This window comes from Cupriavidus sp. SK-4 (genome assembly GCF_000611125.1).
Taxonomy (GTDB): Bacteria; Pseudomonadota; Gammaproteobacteria; order Burkholderiales; family Burkholderiaceae; genus Cupriavidus; species Cupriavidus necator.
In genome coordinates this window covers 39,298-58,348 of record NZ_JFJW01000172.1, presented here as the reverse complement: position 1 = coordinate 58,348, position 19,051 = coordinate 39,298, and the positions used below count along the sequence as shown (strand labels likewise).

The 19,051-nt window shown below is 67.8% G+C and carries 16 protein-coding genes and 1 pseudogene; 11 read left to right on the top strand and 6 right to left on the bottom strand.

Going from position 1 to position 19,051, the window contains the following annotated elements:
* The first annotated feature begins 100 nt into the window (after positions 1-100).
* The 7 genes and pseudogenes from czcI to CF68_RS32635 all read left to right on the top strand — a co-directional run bounded on the left by czcI (position 101) and on the right by CF68_RS32635 (position 8,763).
* Entirely contained in the window at positions 101-475 is a 375-nt protein-coding gene (gene czcI, locus CF68_RS32665; RefSeq protein WP_035827227.1) for a cation efflux protein, CzcI family, read from the top strand.
* Positions 476-572: 97 nt separating this feature from the next.
* Positions 573-1,861 (top strand): annotated as a pseudogene (locus tag CF68_RS32660) (TolC family protein).
* Between the two features lie 16 nt (positions 1,862-1,877).
* A complete protein-coding gene (locus CF68_RS32655) occupies positions 1,878-3,146 on the top strand; it encodes an efflux RND transporter periplasmic adaptor subunit (RefSeq protein ID WP_035827226.1) in 1,269 nt (422 codons plus the stop codon).
* 13 nt (positions 3,147-3,159) lie between these two features.
* The gene (locus CF68_RS32650; RefSeq protein WP_035827225.1) at positions 3,160-6,336 is read left to right on the top strand and encodes a CusA/CzcA family heavy metal efflux RND transporter; all 3,177 of its coding nucleotides are present in this window, start codon (positions 3,160-3,162) and stop codon (positions 6,334-6,336) included.
* 155 nt (positions 6,337-6,491) lie between these two features.
* Positions 6,492-7,616, top strand: coding sequence for a cytochrome P450 (locus tag CF68_RS32645; protein ID WP_035827222.1), 1,125 nt, complete (start codon positions 6,492-6,494; stop codon positions 7,614-7,616).
* Positions 7,617-7,641: 25 nt separating this feature from the next.
* Positions 7,642-7,998, top strand: a complete 357-nt coding sequence (locus CF68_RS32640; RefSeq protein ID WP_010810707.1) for an antibiotic biosynthesis monooxygenase — start codon at positions 7,642-7,644, stop codon at positions 7,996-7,998.
* Between the two features lie 12 nt (positions 7,999-8,010).
* A complete protein-coding gene (locus CF68_RS32635; RefSeq protein ID WP_035827220.1) occupies positions 8,011-8,763 on the top strand; it encodes a sulfite exporter TauE/SafE family protein in 753 nt (250 codons plus the stop codon).
* A gap of 31 nt (positions 8,764-8,794) precedes the next feature.
* Here the strand turns inward: CF68_RS32635 and CF68_RS32630 are convergent, their stop codons facing one another.
* Together CF68_RS32630 and CF68_RS32625 are read right to left on the bottom strand one after the other, a co-directional pair.
* Positions 8,795-9,544 carry a carbonic anhydrase gene (locus tag CF68_RS32630; RefSeq protein WP_035827218.1) on the bottom strand — a complete coding sequence of 250 codons (750 nt, stop codon included), beginning with the start codon at positions 9,542-9,544 and terminating at the stop codon, positions 8,795-8,797.
* 328 nt (positions 9,545-9,872) lie between these two features.
* Positions 9,873-10,073 (bottom strand): DUF3606 domain-containing protein, encoded by a 201-nt coding sequence (locus tag CF68_RS32625; RefSeq protein WP_010810704.1) that lies wholly within the window; start codon positions 10,071-10,073, stop codon positions 9,873-9,875.
* A gap of 131 nt (positions 10,074-10,204) precedes the next feature.
* Between CF68_RS32625 and CF68_RS32620 the strand changes: the two genes are divergently transcribed.
* Entirely contained in the window at positions 10,205-11,302 is a 1,098-nt protein-coding gene (locus CF68_RS32620) for a PHB depolymerase family esterase (protein WP_035827217.1), read from the top strand.
* 56 nt (positions 11,303-11,358) lie between these two features.
* Here CF68_RS32620 and CF68_RS32615 read toward each other — a convergent pair whose 3' ends face one another.
* Together CF68_RS32615 and CF68_RS32610 are read right to left on the bottom strand one after the other, a co-directional pair.
* The gene (locus tag CF68_RS32615; protein WP_035827214.1) at positions 11,359-11,673 is read right to left on the bottom strand and encodes a 2Fe-2S iron-sulfur cluster-binding protein; all 315 of its coding nucleotides are present in this window, start codon (positions 11,671-11,673) and stop codon (positions 11,359-11,361) included.
* Positions 11,666-12,325 (bottom strand): YigZ family protein, encoded by a 660-nt coding sequence (locus tag CF68_RS32610; protein ID WP_235205966.1) that lies wholly within the window; start codon positions 12,323-12,325, stop codon positions 11,666-11,668. The genes CF68_RS32615 and CF68_RS32610 overlap by 8 nt, the downstream gene beginning before the upstream one ends.
* A 298-nt stretch (positions 12,326-12,623) precedes the next feature.
* On the opposite strand from CF68_RS32610, the gene CF68_RS32605 reads away from it, so the two are divergent.
* The 3 genes from CF68_RS32605 (at position 12,624) to CF68_RS32595 (ending at position 15,935) form a co-directional block, all read left to right on the top strand.
* Positions 12,624-14,609 (top strand): PhoX family phosphatase, encoded by a 1,986-nt coding sequence (locus CF68_RS32605; RefSeq protein WP_035827210.1) that lies wholly within the window; start codon positions 12,624-12,626, stop codon positions 14,607-14,609.
* Between the two features lie 109 nt (positions 14,610-14,718).
* The gene (locus CF68_RS32600; RefSeq protein WP_035827209.1) at positions 14,719-15,231 is read left to right on the top strand and encodes a GNAT family N-acetyltransferase; all 513 of its coding nucleotides are present in this window, start codon (positions 14,719-14,721) and stop codon (positions 15,229-15,231) included.
* Positions 15,232-15,305: 74 nt separating this feature from the next.
* Complete coding sequence (locus tag CF68_RS32595; RefSeq protein WP_035827207.1) at positions 15,306-15,935, top strand: DUF938 domain-containing protein; 630 nt, start codon at positions 15,306-15,308, stop codon at positions 15,933-15,935.
* A gap of 130 nt (positions 15,936-16,065) precedes the next feature.
* On the opposite strand, the gene bcsS is transcribed toward CF68_RS32595, so the two are convergent.
* Together bcsS and CF68_RS32585 are read right to left on the bottom strand one after the other, a co-directional pair.
* Positions 16,066-16,797: a cellulose biosynthesis protein BcsS gene (bcsS, locus tag CF68_RS32590; protein ID WP_152548594.1), complete on the bottom strand. Its 732-nt coding sequence runs from the start codon at positions 16,795-16,797 to the stop codon at positions 16,066-16,068.
* On the bottom strand, positions 16,794-18,953 hold the full coding sequence (locus CF68_RS32585; protein ID WP_035827202.1) for a glycosyltransferase: 2,160 nt from the start codon (positions 18,951-18,953) through the stop codon (positions 16,794-16,796). Before CF68_RS32585 ends, bcsS begins: the two co-directional genes overlap by 4 nt.
* Positions 18,954-19,051 lie beyond the last annotated feature (98 nt).

Here is a 19,051-nt window from a genome sequence, read left to right as displayed (position 1 = left end):
CCCGTCGCCGGAATGCCCGGCGCGGCTCGGTTAAACTTGCGGCTCGCTGCAATCCCCCGTCGCCTGATGCCAGGCGCCCAGGGCAGCGGCCACTTCCCCTATGCAACGGCTCATCCTCATCCTTCTTGCGCTCGTCCTGCCGCTCCAGTTCGCCTGGGCGGGAGCCGCCGCGTATTGCCGGCATGAGGTGGCGGCTTCGGCCAAGGCCCATTTCGGGCACCACGAGCACCAGCACAAGGCCGACAGCGGCAAGCAGGACCAGCCCGCGCAGAAGGCGCAGGACAAGGCCAAGCTAGGCCTGCCCGATCCCGACTGCGGCGTCTGCCATATCGCTTCGCTGCCGTTTGCACGGGCCGACGCGCCCGACGTGCACGCCATGCGCCGGGTGGAACTGGCGCCACCGGCGCCGCAGCCCAGCTTCTCTTCGCACAGTGCGCGGGCGCCCGACCGCCCACAGTGGCCGCGTCTCGCTTAGCCGGCGAGACGACGCTTTCACGCTTTCCTGATCTCCCTGAGTCCCTGACGTCAGGCGTCTCGCCGAATTCTCCCGGTTTCTTTCCTGGTGCAATTCGATGCGAAGACTTTTGCTGCCGCTTGGGCTGGCGGCCGTCCTATCCAGCCCGATCCATGGCGTCGCGCAGACGCCGCCCCCTGCCATGGCGCAGCCATCGGCATCCTCGCCGGCCCCGGGGCAAGAGCCTGCCGGCACGCTCACGCTCGACGCCGCGCTGGCGCTGGCCGAAGCCGGCAGCTTCACGTTGTCCGCGGCGGGCAAGGAGCTTGACGCCACCGAGGGCGATGTCACGCAGGCGCGCGTGCTGCCCAATCCCGAACTGGCCGTGTCGATGGAAGACACGCGCAAGGCCACGCGCTCCACCACCGGNCGCGCTCCCCCCCCGGCCAGATCACCCTGCCGATCGAACTCGGCGGCAAGCGCGCCGCGCGCATCGGCGTGGCCGAGCGCGGGCGCGAACTGGCGCAGGCCGAGCTGGGCGGCGCACGCGCCGAGCTGCGCGCCGCGGTGATCGCGCGCTTCTTCGGCGTGCTGGTGGCGCAGGAGCGCGTCGAGCTGGCCGAAGGCTCGGTCGGCATCGCCAGCAAGGCGGCCGCGGCGGCCGGGCGGCGCGTGGCAGCCGGCAAGGTCGCGCCGCTGGAAGAAACGCGCGCCAGGGTCGAACAGGCCAATGCCGAGCTGGAACTGGCCGAGGCCACCGGCGCGCTCCAATCCGCACGGCAATCGCTGGCCGCGCTGTGGGGCAGTGCCGTGCCGCACTTTGCGCAGGCGCAGGGCGACCTTGACGCGCTGCCTTCGCGCCCCGCGCCGGCAGCGCTGCAAGCGGCGCTGGAAGACTCGCCGCAGCTGGCGGCAAGCCGCCTCCTCGCCGAACGCAGCCGCGCCGAAGTCGCCGTGGCGCGCAGCCGCCAGTACCCCGACGTGACCGTGAGCCTGGGCGCCAAGCGCGACAACGAGGCCAACCGCAATATGGCCGTGCTGGGCGTGGCGATCCCGCTGCCGCTGTTTGACCGCAACCAGGGCAACCTGTACGCCGCATTGCGCCGCGCCGACAAGGCGCAGGACACGCACGCGGCCACGCGCATCCGCCTGGTCGGTGAGCTGCAGCAGGCGTCGACGCAGCTGTCGGTGTCGCGCGCCGCGGCGCAGACGCTGCAGGCCTCGGTGCTGCCCGCGGCGGAGCAGGCCTATGCCGCCGCCTCGCGCGGGTTCGAGGCCGGCAAATTCAATTTCCTCGATGTGCTGGATGCCCAGCGCACGCTGTTCCAGGCGCGCATCCGCTACCTGGACGTGCTGGCCCGCACCTATGACGCGGCGGCGAGCATCGACCGCATCCTCGGACACTGATACGGAAGCTGCAGACATGGCAATGAGCAAGCAACAACGGGCCGCCGTGGTGGCCATCCTGGTCGCGGGGCTGCTGGGCGGCGCGGCGATCCTGTTCACCGGCAAGGGCGGCGGCGCGACCGGCGAGGCCGGGCACGGGCATGCCGAGCATGCCGACGAGCACGAACATGGCAAGGAAGGAGACAAGGCCGCCGCGCACGCTGCCGCCAGCGTCCCCGCGGCGAAACCGGAAGCCGAAGGCAAGTCGCACCTGATCGCGCTGACGCCCGCGCAGATCCAGCAGGCCGGCATCGGCATTGCCACTGCCGCCGCGGCGCCGCTGCGCAGCAGCGTCGATTTCCCGGGCGAGATCCGCTTCAATGAAGACCGCACCGCGCACGTGGTGCCGCGCGTGGCGGGCGTGGCGCAGGCGGTGCCGGCCAACCTTGGCCAGCAGGTGCGCAAGGGCGAAGTGCTGGCGCTGCTCGCCAGCACGACCCTGGCCGAGCAGCGCAGCGAGCTGCTGGCGGCGCAGAAGCGCGAGGCGCTGGCGCGTGCCACCTACGCGCGCGAGAAGACGCTGTGGCAGGAGAAGATCTCCGCCGAGCAGGATTACCAGCAGGCCCGCACGGCGCTGGAGGAAGCGCAGATCGCGGTGCAGAACGCGCGCCAGAAGCTGACCGCGATTGGCGCCACGGAGAACAGCGCGGGCAAGGGCGGCAGCCTGAACCAGTTTGCGCTGCGTGCCCCGTTCGATGGCATCGTGGTCGAGAAGCACCTGGCGCTGGGCGAAGCGGTCCAGGAAACCACCACCGTCTTCACCGTCTCCGACCTGAGTTCGGTGTGGGCGGAGTTCGTGGTGTCCGCGCGCGACCTGGACCAGGTGCGCGTGGGCGAAGCGGTCACGGTGCGCTCGAGCGCCTCGGACACGCAGGCCGAGGGCAAGGTGTCGTACGTCGGCGCGCTGCTGGGCGAGCAGACGCGCACCGCCAAGGCGCGCGTGACGCTGGCCAATCCCGGCATGGCGTGGCGCCCGGGGCTGTTCGTCACGGTCAGCGTGCTGGGCGCGCCGGCACAGGTGCCGGTGACGGTGGCGGCCGACGCGGTGCAGCAGGTCGACGGCCGGAGCGTGGTGTTCATCGCCGTGCCGGGCGGGTTTGCGGTGCAGCCGGTCAAGACCGGGCGCGCCGGTGGCAAGCTGGTGGAGGTGACCGAGGGCCTGCAGGCCGGCGCGCGCTACGCCGCGGCCAACAGCTTCATCCTCAAGTCCGAGCTGGGCAAAGCCAGCGCCGGGCATGAGCACTGAGCGGGAGGCACGCATGTTTGAACGCCTGATCCGCTTTGCCATCGAGCAACGCTGGCTGGTCCTGCTGGCGGTGCTGGGCATGGCCGCGCTGGGCCTGTACAGCAACACCCGGCTGCCGATCGACGCGGTGCCCGATATCACCAACGTGCAGGTGCAGATCAACACCGCCGCGCCGGGCTATTCGCCGCTGGAGACCGAACAGCGCATCACCTACCCGGTCGAGACCGTGATGGCGGGCCTGCCCGGGCTGGAGCAGACCCGCTCGCTGTCGCGCTACGGGCTGTCGCAGGTGACGGTGATCTTCCGCGACGGCACCGATATCCACTTTGCGCGCCAGCTGGTCAACCAGCGCATCCAGGAAGCGCGCGACAAGCTGCCCGCCGGCATCACGCCCGCGATGGGCCCGATCTCGACCGGGCTGGGCGAGATCTACCTGTGGACGGTCGAGGCCGACCCCGGCGCGCGCAAGCCGGACGGCACGCCCTATACGCTGTCGGATCTGCGCGAGATCCAGGACTGGGTGATCCGCCCGCAGCTGCGCAACGTGCCTGGCGTGACCGAGGTCAATGCCATCGGCGGCCATGCGCGCGCCTATGTGGTCGCGCCCAGCCTGGAGCGCATGGCGTCGTACGGCTTGTCGCTGGCCGATGTGGTGAGCGCGCTGGAGAAGAACAACGACAACGTCGGCGCCGGCTATATCGAGCGCCGCGGCGAGCAGTACCTGGTGCGCGTGCCGGGGCAGGTGCGCTCGCTTGAAGATATCCGCGACGTGATCGTCGGCACCGCGCAGGGCCAGCCGATCCGCGTGCGCGACGTGGCCACCGTGCAGACCGGCGGTGAGCTGCGCACCGGCGCGGCCACCGAGAACGGCCGCGAGGTGGTGCTGGGCACCGTGTTCATGCTGATCGGCGAGAACAGCCGCACGGTGTCGCAGGCGGTGGACCGCAAGATGGCCGAGATCAACCGCACCCTGCCCAAGGGCGTGCAGGCCGTCACGGTGTACGACCGCACCACGCTGGTCGACAAGGCCATTGCCACGGTCAAGAAGAACCTGCTGGAAGGCGCGGTGCTGGTGATCGCCATCCTGTTCCTGTTCCTGGGCAACCTGCGCGCGGCGCTGATCACCGCGCTGGTGATCCCGCTGTCGATGCTGTTCACCTTCACGGGCATGGTGCATTACCGCATCAGCGGCAACCTGATGAGCCTGGGCGCGCTGGACTTCGGCATCATCGTCGACGGCGCGGTGGTGATCGTCGAGAACTGCGTGCGCCGGCTGGCGCATGCGCAGGAGCGCCACGGCCGGCCCCTCACGCGCAGCGAGCGCCTGCATGAAGTCTTTGCCGCGGCGCGCGAGGCACGCCGGCCGCTGCTGTACGGGCAACTGATCATCATGGTGGTGTACCTGCCGATCTTTGCGCTGACCGGGGTCGAGGGCAAGATGTTCCACCCGATGGCCTTCACCGTGGTGCTGGCGCTGCTGGGCGCGATGGTGCTGTCGGTGACCTTCGTGCCGGCAGCGGTGGCGTTGTTCATCGGCAACCGCGTGGCTGAGCGCGAGAATCGGCTGATGGCCTGGGCGCGCCGCCGCTATGCGGTGCTGCTGGAGCGCTCGCTGGAGGCGACGCCAGTGGTGCTGACGTTTGCCGGCGTGGCGGTGGCATTGTGCCTGGCCATTGCCACGCGCCTGGGCAGTGAGTTCGTGCCCAGCCTCAACGAAGGCGACCTGGCGATCCAGGCCTTGCGCATCCCCGGCACCAGCCTGACGCAATCCGTGGCGATGCAGCAGCAGGTGGAAACCGCGCTGAAGGCCAAATTCCCGGAGATCGAGCGCATCTTTGCGCGCACCGGCACCGCGGAAATCGCCTCCGACCCGATGCCGCCGAATATCTCCGACGGCTACATCATGCTCAAGCCTGTTTCGCAATGGCCCGAGCCGCGCCGCACGCGCGACGAGCTGATCGCCGCGATCCGCGATGAGGTGGGCAAGCTGCCCGGCAACAACTATGAGTTCTCGCAACCGATCCAGCTGCGCTTCAATGAGCTGATCTCGGGCGTGCGCTCCGACGTGGCGGTCAAGGTGTTCGGCGACGACAACGCCGTGCTGGAGCAGACCGCCAATCGCATCGCGGCGGTGCTGCAGGGCATCCCCGGCGCGGCCGAGGTGAAGGTCGAACAGACCACCGGCCTGCCGATGCTGACGGTGCAGATCGACCGCAACAAGGCGGCGCGCTACGGCCTGAACCTGAGCGATATCCAGGATGCGGTGGCGATCGGCATCGGTGGCAAGGTGTCTGGCACCTTCTTCAGCGGCGACCGCCGCTTCGATATCGTGGTGCGCCTGCCCGATGCCGTGCGCGAGGACGTGGAAGCGCTGCGGCGCCTGCCGGTGCCGCTGCCGAAGGAAGCCGCCGCGCGCACCAGCTATATCCCGCTGAGCGAAGTCGCCAGCGTGGAGATCGCGCCGGGCCCCAACCAGGTCTCGCGTGAGAACGGCAAGCGCCGCATCGTGGTCAGCGCCAATGTGCGCGGGCGCGATATCGGCAGCTTCGTGCCCGAGGCCGAGGCCGCCATCCGCGCGCGCGTGCAGATCCCGGCGGGCTACTGGACCAGCTGGGGCGGCACCTTCGAGCAGCTGCAGTCCGCCACCGCGCGGCTGCGCGTGGTGGTGCCGCTGGCGCTGGGGCTGGTGTTCGTGCTGCTGTTCGCCATGTTCGGCAACCTCAAGGACGGGCTGCTGGTCTTCACCGGCATCCCGTTCGCGCTGACCGGCGGCATCCTGGCGCTATGGCTGCGCGGCATTCCGCTGTCGATCTCGGCGGCAGTGGGCTTTATCGCGCTGTGCGGCGTGGCGGTGCTCAACGGGCTGGTGATGCTGTCGTTTATCCGTTCGCTGCGCGAGGAAGGCCATGGCCTGGATGCGGCCATCCGCGATGGGGCGCTGACGCGGCTGAGGCCGGTGCTGATGACGGCGCTGGTTGCGTCGCTTGGCTTCGTGCCGATGGCCCTGGCCACGGGCACGGGTGCCGAGGTGCAGCGCCCGCTGGCGACGGTCGTCATCGGCGGCATCCTGTCGTCGACGGCGCTGACCTTGCTGGTGTTGCCGGTGCTGTACCGGCTGGCCCACCGGAACGATGAGCCGGCGACGGAAGCGGCGCAAGGGGAAGGGGAGCTGGCGCGACTGGATGCGTGAAGACCCAGGGTGCGGCGGTGTTGCGCCATTGCATTCGATAGTTCATGTCACCATGAACCTTCGGCCTGCGCCGCGGCGGCATGATGCGACTGTCAGCCCGCCCCCGGGCGCTGGGTTCACTGCAAGGACTCAGCACTTCCATCCACTGTGCCGCCATGCCCGATACCAACATCGACCCGCTCACCGCCGTCACCCATCCCGACCCGTACCCGTACTACCGTGAGCTGGCCGCCAGCCAGCCATTCTTCCGCGATGACCGCCTTGGCCTGTGGGTCGCCGCCGGCCCGCGGGAAGTGGCCGACGTGCTCGCCCACCCCGACTGCCGCGTGCGGCCGCCCGCACAGCCGGTGCCGCCCGCGCTGGCCGGCACCGCCGCCGGCGAGCTGTTCGGCCGGCTGATCCGGATGAACGACGGCGCTGCGCACGCGCCGCTCAAGGCCCTGCTGATGCCGATGCTGGCGGGCATCGACCCGGCCGCCGCGGCGCAGCGCGCAACGGTGCTGGCGGCGGTGCTCGATGCCGGCGAAGCGACCCGGGCCGCCATGTCCGGCGAGCGCATCAATCGCTGGCTGTTCACGCTGCCGGTCATCACGCTCGCCGACCTGCTTGGCCTGCCGGTTGCCACCGAAGGCAGCAACGCAGCCGAAGTTGCACAACGCGTTGCGGCCTTTGCCGGCGCGCAGTCGCCATTGGCCGATGCACCGGCCGTGCGCGCAGGCGTCGAGGCCGCTCAATGGCTGGGCCACTGGCTTGCCGGTGCGGCGGCCGGCGCAGGGCCGCTGCCGGCGCTGCGGCAGGCAGCCGGTGCCGCCGGCATCGACGCGCAGGCTGTCGCCGCCAACATCATCGGCCTGCTGGTGCAGGCCTGCGAAGCCACCGCAGCGCTTGCCGGTAATACGCTGCTGCGGCTGGGTCGCGGCACGACGCAGTCAGAGCTGCCGCTCGATGCCCTGGTGGCGCGGGTCGCCCGGGAGGATCCGCCGGTGCAGAATACGCGCCGCTTCCTGGCCGCCGATGTGCAACTATGCGGCCACGCCGTCAAGGCCGGCGATGCGGTGCTGGTGCTGCTGGCCGCGGCGTCGTGCAGTGGTGCCGCAGCCGGCGGGCGGCCATGGACCTTCGGCCATGGCCGCCATGCCTGTCCCGGCGACCGCCTGGCGCAGGCGCTGGCTGCCGCCACGGTGGCGGCGCTGCGTGCGCGTGGTGCCGACCCGGCCGCGCTGGCGCAGGCATTCCGCTATCGTCCGTCGCTGAACGCGCGCATTCCGCATTTCCATTGATCCCGTCATTGCCCCTGGAGACAACATGATCGCAGTCATCTTCGAAGTCGAGCCCGCGCCGGGCCGGCAGGACAACTACCTCGACATCGCCGCGCACCTGCGCCCGCAGCTGGAGGCCATCGACGGCTTTATCTCGGTGGAGCGCTTCCAGAGCCTGACCAACCCCAACAAGCTGCTGTCGCTGTCGTTCTTCCGCGACGAGGCCGCGGTGATCGCCTGGCGCAATACGCTGGCGCATCGCCAGGCGCAGGCGGCCGGTCGCGGCGGCGTGTTCGCCGGCTACCGGCTGCGCGTGGCGCAGGTGCTGCGCGACTACGGCCTGAACGAGCGCGACCAGGCGCCGGCGGACAGCCGCGCGGTGCATGACCACAAGGCGGGCTGAGGGGGAGCAGCGATGACGATGGAAGCGATCGGCACCCAAGCCGCCTTTATCGGCCTGACGTTCTTGCTGGCAGGCTTTGTCAAAGGGGTGGTGGGCCTGGGCTTGCCCACGGTTGCGGTGGGCATGCTGGGGCTGGTGATGCCGCCCGCGCAGGCGGCGGCGCTGCTGGTGGCGCCGTCGATGGTGACCAACGTGGTGCAGCTGTTCGGCGGGCCGCGCTTCGGGCAGCTGATGCTACGGCTGTGGTCGATGCTGGTGGCGATCTGCGCCGGCACCTGGCTGTGTGCGGCATGGGTGCCGGCCGGCATGATGACGCACGCTACCTCGGCCCTGGGTGTGGCGCTGGTGCTGTACGCGGTGGTCGGGCTGGCAGCGGTGAAGCTGGTGGTGCCGGCAGGGGCGGAGCGGTGGCTCGGGCCGTTGATTGGGCTGGTCACGGGTGGCATTACGGCGGTGACCGGTGTGTTCGTGATTCCCGCCGTGCCTTACCTGCAGGGACTCGGGCTGGACAAGGAAAGCCTGGTGCAGGCGCTCGGGCTGTCGTTCACGGTATCGACGATTGCGCTGGCCGTGAGCCTGGCCATGGGCGGGTCGTTGCTGCATATGCCGGTGCTGGGCGCCTCGGCGCTGGCGCTGGTGCCGGCGCTCGGCGGCATGTTCCTGGGCCAGTGGCTGCGCCACCGGATCAGCGCCGAGCGCTTTCGCAAGCTGTTTTTCTGCGGGATGCTGGTGTTGGGCGGGGAGCTGGCGCTGCGCGGGCTGTGATCAAGCCCGCCATGCTCCCCGCCCTGCACGCTCAGTGGCTGGCCTGCACCGTGCGGCCGTTCAGCGGCTGCACCGGGCGGGCGTTCATCGGATAAAGCTGACGGAATGCGGCCAACTGCGCCGGCGACACTTCCACCGGGGTCTTGAGCACCTGCCAGCGCACGTCCTCGCTGCACGGCGGCGTGGTCAGCGAGCCGGTGAAGGCCCAGTACGACTGCCGAGCCGGCAGCAACGCCGCCACATCCAGCGGCGCCGTCAGTTCGCGCGATTCTCCGGCCTTGGCCGGCAGGCTGGCGAAGACCGGTTTCAGCGCCGCATTCTCCCGCCCGGACTTGAACAGCACCGCCACCACCGCCAGCTTGCCTTCTGCATTCTGGTGCACCAGGTGCGCGACCAGCGGATAGCTCTTGCCGTTGATCTTCTCTTCGCTGGGTGTGTGGAAGTGGAACTGCAGCAGCTTGTAGGGCACGCCGTCGAGTTCGATCTGCCCCGCTGCGGGCAGGTTGACCTGTACGGTGTGGCCATTGTTGACCACGGTGGCGGGCGCCGCGGCGTAGCCAAAGCCGATCGGCTTCAGGTCCGCAGGCCGGGCCTTGCCGGTGCGGATATCGATGGGCGACTGGTGCTTGCCCAGCGCACAGGTCTTGTAGTCCTGGTCGAGCTCGGCCCAGTGGCTGGTACCGGTCGGTCCGGTGTAGCTCCAGTGCGGGTCATTGCCGGCCCACGCGGCAGGTGCAAGCAAGGCGGTGCAAACCGTGATAATCGGCAGCCTGGTGTTCATTGTCGATGCGTCCTAGTGTTGGCTAACCCCTTGTTTTCCGACATGGTGTTGTCAAGCTGTCCCAGTCTTGAGTGCCGGGTCTCTTGCCCGGGCCGGAAATCATGCAGCAAAACTGCCGTCCAGCGAATAAGGCATTGCTGAATTCCGGTCTGCACAGCGCTTAACAAGGGTATGGACTGCATGCACGCATGCGATTGATGCGTGCCGCGCATGCCGTCATGGAACGGACAAGGCGCCGACATCTCACGTGGCACGCTGAAGGCGCAGCGCGCCACAGGCATCCCCGCTCAGCCGGGGATGCCTGCCTGCCACCGTTTGTCTCGGGATTTCAGCCAGGCCGCGCGCCGGCCTGGTTCGACTCCAGTTGCGCGCGTACCGCGGAGATATGGTCGCCCGCGGCATCGACGGCGTTCTCCAGGTCGCTGGTGCTGCAGCCCAGCTCCCGGCACCAGTACTGCACTTCAAGCGGATCCATCAGGTTGATGCGGCCCGGATCCAGGGGCCTGAACTCGTTTGTCACATCGCTCATGCTTGCCTCCTGTCCATGTCTCGGGGCGACACGGCCCTTGCATTGTAGGCAGTCATCCGGCACACGTTGCATGCAAGACGGCCTGAGCTTGCGCATATGATGTACGGGTTACCCAAGTGACAGGACGCCGCATGCCCCGCTCATCCAGAGCAAAACTCTGGTCCACGCTGAACAAGGCCGCGGCCCGCAATGCGCGCCGCATGCAGCGCGCCGTCAACCAGAACCTGACCGGGCCGATGACCGAGGCCATCGTGCGCAACGCGGTGAAGCAATCGGCTGCAGTCACGGCCGCCACGCAGCGCGCACTGTCGGGCGTGGTATCGCCGGTGCAGGCGCCGCAGAGCCGCGGCAGTGGGCGCTGGGAAGAAGGCGCATGGGGCGCGCCCCTGGCACCGCGCCGCTACCGCATCTTCGTGCCGGCTGGCGTCACGGCGTCGCGGCGCGCCCCGATGCTGGTGCTGCTGCATGGCTGCGGCCAGGACGCCGCCAGCTTTGCCGCGGTCACGCGCGCCGCCGCGGTGGCGCGCGAAGCCGGCTGGGTGGTGTTGCTGCCTGAACAGACCTCGCAGGCCAACGCACAGCGCTGCTGGAACTGGTTCCGGCCCGCCGCGCAGGGCGGCGTCGAAGCCGGGCTGCTGATGGCGCTGATCGACCAGGCTTGCCGCCGCCATCCGGTTGCCGCGGACCGCATCAGCGTGCTGGGGCTGTCCGCGGGCGGCGCGATGGCGCTGATGCTGGGGCTGCGCTATCCGGAACGCTTTGCCGCAGTGGGGTCGCACTCCGGCGCGGTGCCATGGAGCGCCACCAATGCCGCCCAGGCAGCGCGCGCCATGCGCGGGGGGCGCGGGCCCGATGCCAAGGCCATGCAGGCGCTGCGGCTCGGGCTGGCAGGGCGCCGCCCGCCGCCGTTGCTATTGCTGCATGGCGATGCCGACCACGTGGTCGACTTCAGCAACGCCACCGCCGCGGCGGGCATGTGGATGCACCTGCAGCCGGAGCATGCGCACGCGCTGTCCGCGGTGCCGGCACGGCGCATCCAGCGCGGCATGCGCCGTGCAATGGATGTGTTCGACTGGATGGAGGGAAAGTCGCCTTACGTGCGCCTGGTGCGGATCGAGGGCCTGGGTCACGCCTGGAGCGGCGGGGCAGGCGGGCAGGCGTTCTCCGATCCGGCGGGGCCGGATGGGCTGAAGCTGGCGTTGCGGTTTTTTCTGGCGGTTGGGGGGTGAGAGAGTAGTCTTGACGCCGCACAACGGGTGATTAAGGCTCTCTTCAGGCCCGAGCCCTACCCCAAACTGACAGGCTCAATCACCACATCACTGGCCGGACAAGCCACACACGGCAAGATCAGCCCCTCTTCCCTCTCATCCAGACTCAACCCCGGCCATTCGATCCGATAGCGGATCGACCCCGCATGCAGCCGGCTGGCGCAGGCGCGGCAGGTGCCGTTGCGGCAAGAGTTGGGCAGCGTCACGCCTTCGAGCAAGGCAGCTTCCAGCAGGCTCAGCGCCGCCGGCGCGGCGAAGCGGGTATTGCCTGGCAGCACGCTTGCGGTGAATTCCGCGCGGTCGTCGGGCGCCACCGGCTCGCGTTCAGCCATGGTCCTCATCCTCCGCTTCCGGGAATTGGGCGCGTCCGTGGGTCGCGTCGCGCAGGGCGTCGCGCGCGGCGTCGAGCTGGGTTGCGGGCATGCGCAGGACCAGCGTGGCCAGCGCGCCATAGGCGGTGTCGGCCAGCGTGCATCCCGGCTGCGCGTCGTAGTCGAGCCAGCGGCGCACGCGCGGCTCGTCGGCATAGTCGACTGATACCGTCAGGGTGCCGTAGGCGATGCGTTCCACGCGCTCGGCCGTTTTCAGCGCGGCCGCGATGGCATCGGTGTAAGCGCGCACCAACCCGCCCGCCCCCAGTTTGACGCCACCGTAATAGCGCACCACCGCCGCCAGCACGCCGTCCAGGTCATGGTGGCGCAGCACTTCCAGGATGGGCCGGCCGGCGGTGCCGGAGGGCTCGCCATCGTCGGACATGCCCGAGGCGCCGCCAGCCAGCAAGGCCCAGCACACGTGGGTGGCGGTGGGGTGCTCGGCGCGCAGCGCCTGCAGCGCCGCCATGGCGGCGTCACGGTCGGCAACGGGCAGCGCCAGCGCCAGGAAGCGGCTCTTGCGGATTTCGATTTCGGCCTGGACGGGGGTGGCTAGCGTGTAAGTGGGCAAGCGGAAGGGCGGAAGGAGGCAGAAACGGAGAGCTGCCGGCATTCAACGGATCCGCGCCTGTGGAGCCGCGGATGCAAAGGGCGAGTGTACCGCAGCGGCATCCGGGACCAGGCCGAAAGCACCGCTCTTGTGTCGTATCGTCAACTTGCTGTCACAAACGGCGCCTACGATCCGATCCGGCCATGCGCAATGCCGCCGGCCGCCCGCCTGTGCCAACAGGTGCCCCCCGCCCCCCCCCCCCGCCCCCCCGCCTGTGCCAACAGGTGCCCGGTCCCGCTCGCGGGACCGGCGCAAATACGCAGTGAACAACATATCCCTTCCTCTTCCCCGGATCGACAACATGCTTGAACAACCCAATGCTGGGCGCCGCAAGGCCCTGAAGCTCCTGGCCGGCGCGCCGATGCTGCCGCTTGGCCTTGCCTCCACCAGCCTGCTGGCAGGTTGCGGCGGTGGCGACGACGCTGTCGCTGCGCCGCTTCCGCCGACCCAGGCCGCCACGTTCACCACTGCCGAATTCGTTGGCATGAGCGCGCCGACGCTGGCCACGCCCGACGCCATGGCGACCACCACGGTGGGCTCCAGCCTCAAGGTGTCGTTCAGCGACGGCACCAGCCAGACCTACAAGCTGGCCTACCAGCCGTTCTTCATCACCGGCGACACCCTGCCCGACGGCAAGGGCGGCACCATCCTGGCCGGCGGCTACTACGACATCAACAACAAGCCGATCATGGACACCTCCGTGGCCGGCAAGGAACGCCAGTTCTTCTCCGACGCGCCGGACGGCAGCTCGCTGCTGACCCTGGCCAACCCGACCGTGCCCGGCGTCAAGGGCAAGACGGTGTTTGCGGTGGTGCAGTTCGAGTACACCACGCGCAACCAGGGCAATGCCAGCATGTACGGCCTGCTGCCGTCGCCGATCGCGGTGGTGACGCTGGACCAGGACCCGGCCACCGGCAAGCTGACCCCGGTCAAGTACCACAATGTCGATACCTCGGGCGTCAACGGCCTGTGGATCACCTGCGGCGCCAGCCTGTCGCCGTGGAACACCCACCTGTCGAGCGAAGAGTACGAGACCGACCTGCTGAACGCCAGCGCGGTCACGCAGCTGCAGGGCTACAGCCAGAACCTGTACGGCGACCCGGCGCGCGCCAACGCCTACAACTACGGCCACCTGCCGGAAGTCACGGTCAACCCGGACGGCACCGGCACCATCAAGAAGCACTACTGCCTGGGCCGCATCTCGCATGAGCTGGTGCAGGTCATGCCCGATGAGCGCACCGTGCTGATGGGCGACGATGCCACCAACGGCGGCCTGTTCCTGTTTATCGCCGACCGAGCGCGCGACCTGTCGTCCGGCACGCTGTACGTGGCCAAGTGGCACCAGACCTCGGGCGTGGGCCCGGGCAGCGCCACGCTGTCGTGGATCAGGCTGGGCAGTGCCACCAGTGCCGAAATCCGCGCGCTGGTCGACGGCGGCATCAGGCTGGCCGACATCATGGATGTCAAGACCACCGATCCGGCTGACGTCAGCTACACCCGCGTCATCTACAACGGCAAGCCGAACTGGGTGAAGCTGATGCCGGGCATGGAAAAGGCCGCGGCGTTCCTGGAAACGCACCGCTACGCCGCCCTGGTCGGCGGCAGCCTGGGCTTCACCAAGATGGAAGGCACCACGGTCAACATCAAGGACAAGAAGGCCTACTCGGCAATGTCGCGCATCGAGTCGAGCATGCTCACGGGCAATGCCGCCAACGCCGGTGACATCCAGGTGGAAGGCCCGTACTCCGGCGCCGTCTATGAGCTGAACCTGAAGGGCGGCCAGGCCGACAAGACCGGCACGGCCATCAACAGCGAATGGGTGCCGGTCGACATGGCGGCGGTGCCGGCGCTGGTCAGCGAAGACCTGGGCGGCGGCAAGATGAAGCAGCAGGATGCGCTGGGCAACTTTGCCAACCCCGACAAGGTCGCCACGCCCGACAACCTGAAGTTCTCGGAAAAGCTGCGCACGCTGTTTGTCGGCGAGGACAGCAACACCCACGTCAACAACTTCCTGTGGGCGTACAACGTCGATACCAAGGTGCTCAGCCGCGTGCTGTCGTGCCCGGTCGGCGCCGAATCCACCGGCCTGCATGCGGTGGACGAGATCAACGGCTGGACCTATGTGATGAGCAACTTCCAGCACGTTGGCGACTGGGAGTCGCCGCTGCACGACAAGGTCCGGCCGACGCTTGAAGCGAAGGTGATGGCCAACTACAAGGACCGCTTCGGTGCCGCCGTGGGTTACCTGACGGGCGACCCGACCGGCGTCAGGCTGGCCAAGGCCTGACGCGTCGCGCAGTGCAGGATGAGGGCGGCGGGCTTCGGCCCGCCGTTTTTTGTTGGGGCACGATCGTCTAACATGGCAACTCCGGCTCATGCCCAGCCTCCAACCCGTCATGCCTGACCAGCTTCCGCACATCCACTCCGCGCGCCTCAGCCTGCTGCCCTTTCGTGGCGACGACGCAGCCGAGGCTTTTGCCTGCATCACCCCGACGCTTGCCCGATTCATGGACTGGGAGCCATCGCCCTCGCCGGCGGCTTTCGAAGCCGTGTGGCAAGGCTGGCTGGCAGGCATGGCGCGAGGCTCGGATTTCGTGCTCACCATCCGGCGTGCCGACGACGGGCTGTTCCTGGGGCTGGTGGGATTGCACCATGCCGACACGCCCGCGCCGGAACTCGGCATCTGGATCCGCGAGGACTGCCACGGCCATGCCTTCGGCCTGGAAGCGGTCACTGCGCTGGCGCAATGGGCGCAGGACAACCTGTCGCCGGCGCACCTGGTCTATCCCGTGGCCGAACCGAACTGGCCCAGCCGCCGGATCGCAGAGTCGCTTGGCGGCACGGTCGTGGGCCAGGCCACGACGCGCAAGTTTGAGCGCTTGATCTACCGGATTCCGGGGCGCCGTTGACGCACTGCGGCAGCGCGCCCCCCGGCGCGCCGATTCTGCTACGCTAGGCGCTTTCCCCCGCTGAGCATGCCATCATGACCGGCTCGACCCAAGACCCCGATGCACGCCGCATGGCGCCCGCCACCGAGCGCAACCGCGAGCCGATCCTTGCGGTATTGCGCAAAGTGCTGCCCGCCAGCGGCACGGTACTGGAAATTGCCAGCGGCACCGGCCAGCATGCCGTGCACTTCGCGGCAGCGTTGCCGGGACTGACCTGGCAGCCAAGCGATCCGGAAGCCGCCGCGCGCGCGTCGATCGCCGCGTGGACCGCGCATGCGGGCCTGGCCAATGTGCGCGCGCCGCTGGCGCTGGATGTCTGCCGCCAGCCGTGGGGCATCGACGCCGCGGATGCGGTGGTCTGCATCAACATGATCCATATCGCCCCGTGGGCCGCGGCCGAGGCGCTCTTCGCAGGCGCCGGCAAGCTGCTGGGCCCGGGCGGCGTGCTGTTCCTGTACGGCCCCTATCGCCGCGGCGGCGCGCATACGGCGCCCAGCAACGCCGCCTTCGACGCGCAACTGCGCGCCACCGATGCCGACTGGGGCGTGCGCGACATGGAAGCCGTGATCGCGTTGGGCGAGGCGCAGGGCATGCGCTGCGACGAGCCGGTGCCAATGCCCGCCAACAACTTCAGCCTAACGTTCCATGTCAACGGAATCAAATAGTTAGCGTATTGTTGGGGCACTTTGGGGCACCTGCGACGATCTTCCCCGGATTCAGCGGCGCTCACTCGTTCCCGTCAGCAGCAACGCCGTGCGCCGCACCCGCAGCCGTATGTGTGCGGCGCAAGCGCCATCAGAACGCCTTGCTGATTTCCAGCCCGCCATAGAATGCGCGCGGCTGCCCACCGGTCTTCTTGACACCACCGTAGAAGCCAAGCTTCACGGTCTGGCCGAGCGAGATGCCGGTCAGCACCAGACCGCCCTGCGTGGAGTGGTAAAACGGGTCGCCGTGCTTGATGATCTCCGCGCCGGCCCACGCATCGCCGAAAATCTTGTAGAGAATCCGGCCGCGCGCCCAATACGCCTTGGGCCCGATGTTGTAGCTCGCGATCCCGTTGACGGCCCAGTGTTTCGCGAACTCCTGCTGGCCGAGGACTGTCAATGCCAGGCCCCATTCGCCGCCGTCGACACGGTTATCGGCGCCTTCTGGCGACACGCGATTGTAGCGATAGCGCGCACCGGCCGTGGCTTCAACCCAGCCGGTCTCCCAGCCTTTCTGTACGCCAAGCGCCGCCTCGGCCGACTGTCCGTTCACTGACACCGTCGTGCCGTTCGAGCCGTACTTGTAGTGGTAGTCGCTGACGACGAGCTTCTGGGTGAGGAAGGACACCGGCAGCCAATTGCCGGTGACACCAGCGTATTCGCTACGCTCACCTCCACCGGCGAAGCTTGCCCCGCCGAACAACGTGCCCGCCATAGCCGGCAACGGGACCATGGCCGCGCCACAGAGGGTTACGATGGCGAGAGCACGGTCGGCCCGAATATTCTTGCGCGTGTCCTGCGTCATTCGGCTTTTTTCTTTCATACCGTCGTCGCGTGCGGCGTAATGTTGTAAAGGTGGAAATCGCCGGTTGGCGTCGCTAGCCTGCCCGTGGGCGTCAGCCTGACCGTATGTTCCGTGGCCATGCCTTTCGTGGTACGACGCAACGTGGCACCAGCGTCCAGATCGAGTTCGATGCTGCTGAACAGCAGCGGCGCCGCGCCCTCGATCGTGGCAATGACCACCGGCAACACACCGGCGCGCAGCGGCTGCATCAGCAGTCCCGGCGCCCAGTTCTGCGTCAGCAGTGGCGCGCCCCCGTCGCGGCTCAGCAATTCAGCCAGGCGAGTAAGTGGCGGAGTCTCGGTTTCGGAAAGGTTGCCCATTTCGAGCTGCAGCCGACTACCGTACAGGAACGTCTCGAGTGCGCCGGTGTTGCCCTGCGCATCCCAGTTAAAGCGCAGTCCCACTGTGGCCTCCCCGGCGACGCCCGCCGCGGCCTTTTCCGCCCACGCCGCAGCTCGGTTGACGAAGGTCGCCACGGCCGCATCGCATACGATTAGATTGGGCAGGTGGATGGTTATGTTTACCGTGTCGCCGCGGGATAACGTTGGAATTGGCTCCCCGATGTAAAGCGCGCCGTTGGGGGAAAGGTCCGATGTCAAGCCAAGGTATGACTTGCCATCAAGGGTCAGCGTGATCGGCAGCCGCAGCGGGAAGCGGTACTCGGTGCGGCGGTTGCTTGCATGGCGGTGAGCGTAGACGGTCACCATCGCTGCCGTGAGAAGGGTCACGCAGGTCCATATGAGCGTGACGACGCCTGCACCGACCGGAATGCTCCCTGTATGCATCCGGTACAGGCCTATCGGCACGCTGATTGCCGTAATCCCCGCCAGCACCAGCACCGGCGACATCCAGAGCCACATCCTGCCAGTATCGGAAAGCTGCTTGTCGGTCACGGCAAACGGGATGTTGCGACGAAACAGTCCAACGCTCGTTGACATGAAGGCAAAGAATCGAGTCATGGCGTACTGCTCGCTGAGAAGCAGCGAGTTGTAGCCGCGTCCCAGCTCAAGGTGAACCAACATCGACAGCAGGTAGTACAGGCAGAACAGCAGCAGGAAGGTGTTGAGCGATGAGACTATGGGTAGGTCGCCCGAGAGAAATACTGCCGGCGGTGTCAGAAAGAAAACAAGCTTCTGCCAACCTTCGAAGAAGAAAAGTGCCGACGCGAAATAATTGAGTCGCTGGCCCAGCGTCAGGCCCCGGCTGAAAAGAATTCTCTCGCGCCGGAATACCTGCATCGATCCCATTCCCCAACGCATGCGCTGCTTCAGGTAGGTGTCAATGCTGTGCGGCGCCAGGCCAAAGGCAAGTGATTCGGCGTAGTACACAGACTTGAATCCCAGCTTGTGCAGCTTGACTGCCGTATGGACATCCTCCGTAACGGTCTCGGTGGCGAAGCCGCCGATTCTCTCCACCGCGGAACGTCGGATAACCGCACAACTGCCGCAGAAAAAGGCCGCATTCAGTGCGTCCTTGCCGCGCTGTATGACTTTGAAGAAGAGCGCCTGCTCATCCCAGACCCGCTTCTTTCCGACGCGGTGGTTGAACGAGTCGATATTGAAGAAGTCTTGCGGTGTCTGCACGAACGCAACGTCTGCATCGAGGAAGAATCCCAGTGTCTTCACCAGGAAATCCTTGCGAGGAGCATGGTCGGCGTCGAAGATCGCAATGAAGTCGCCTTCGCAGAACTGCAGCGCGTGGTTCAGGTTGCCGGCCTTGGCGTGGGAGTTGTTATCGCGGGCGAGGTAGCGGCAGCCCAGATCCTCGGCCAGCTTGCGCATGTCTGGCCGCCGGCCGTCATCCAGTAGCCAGGTAACATGCGGGTACTCCATCCGCGTGGCCGCCAGCAGCGTACGGCGCAGCAGGTCCACGGACTCGTTATAAGTGGGCACGAACACATCGACCTTCAGTCCCGCTGGCGGCGGTACTACCTCCCGCACGCTGAGCCGAAAGGTCATCAGCACGAACAGAAGACCGCTCAGATAACCGTAGACTTCAGCGGCATACAGCGGCAGAGACAGCCACGGCGCGTCCATGTTGACGGTTCCTACGCGCCAGGCGAGATATGCGAATCCGCAAGACACATAGACGGCCACTAGCCAGGCGATATAGCGTTTGGGCTGCTCAGTCTTCATGTTGGCTTCCAATGGGCGCCGTGCCCGTCGAGCTACAAGCGGAGACCTATGTCGGCATAGTCATGCGACTAGTCCGCATGGTGCCATAGGAGGGAGCT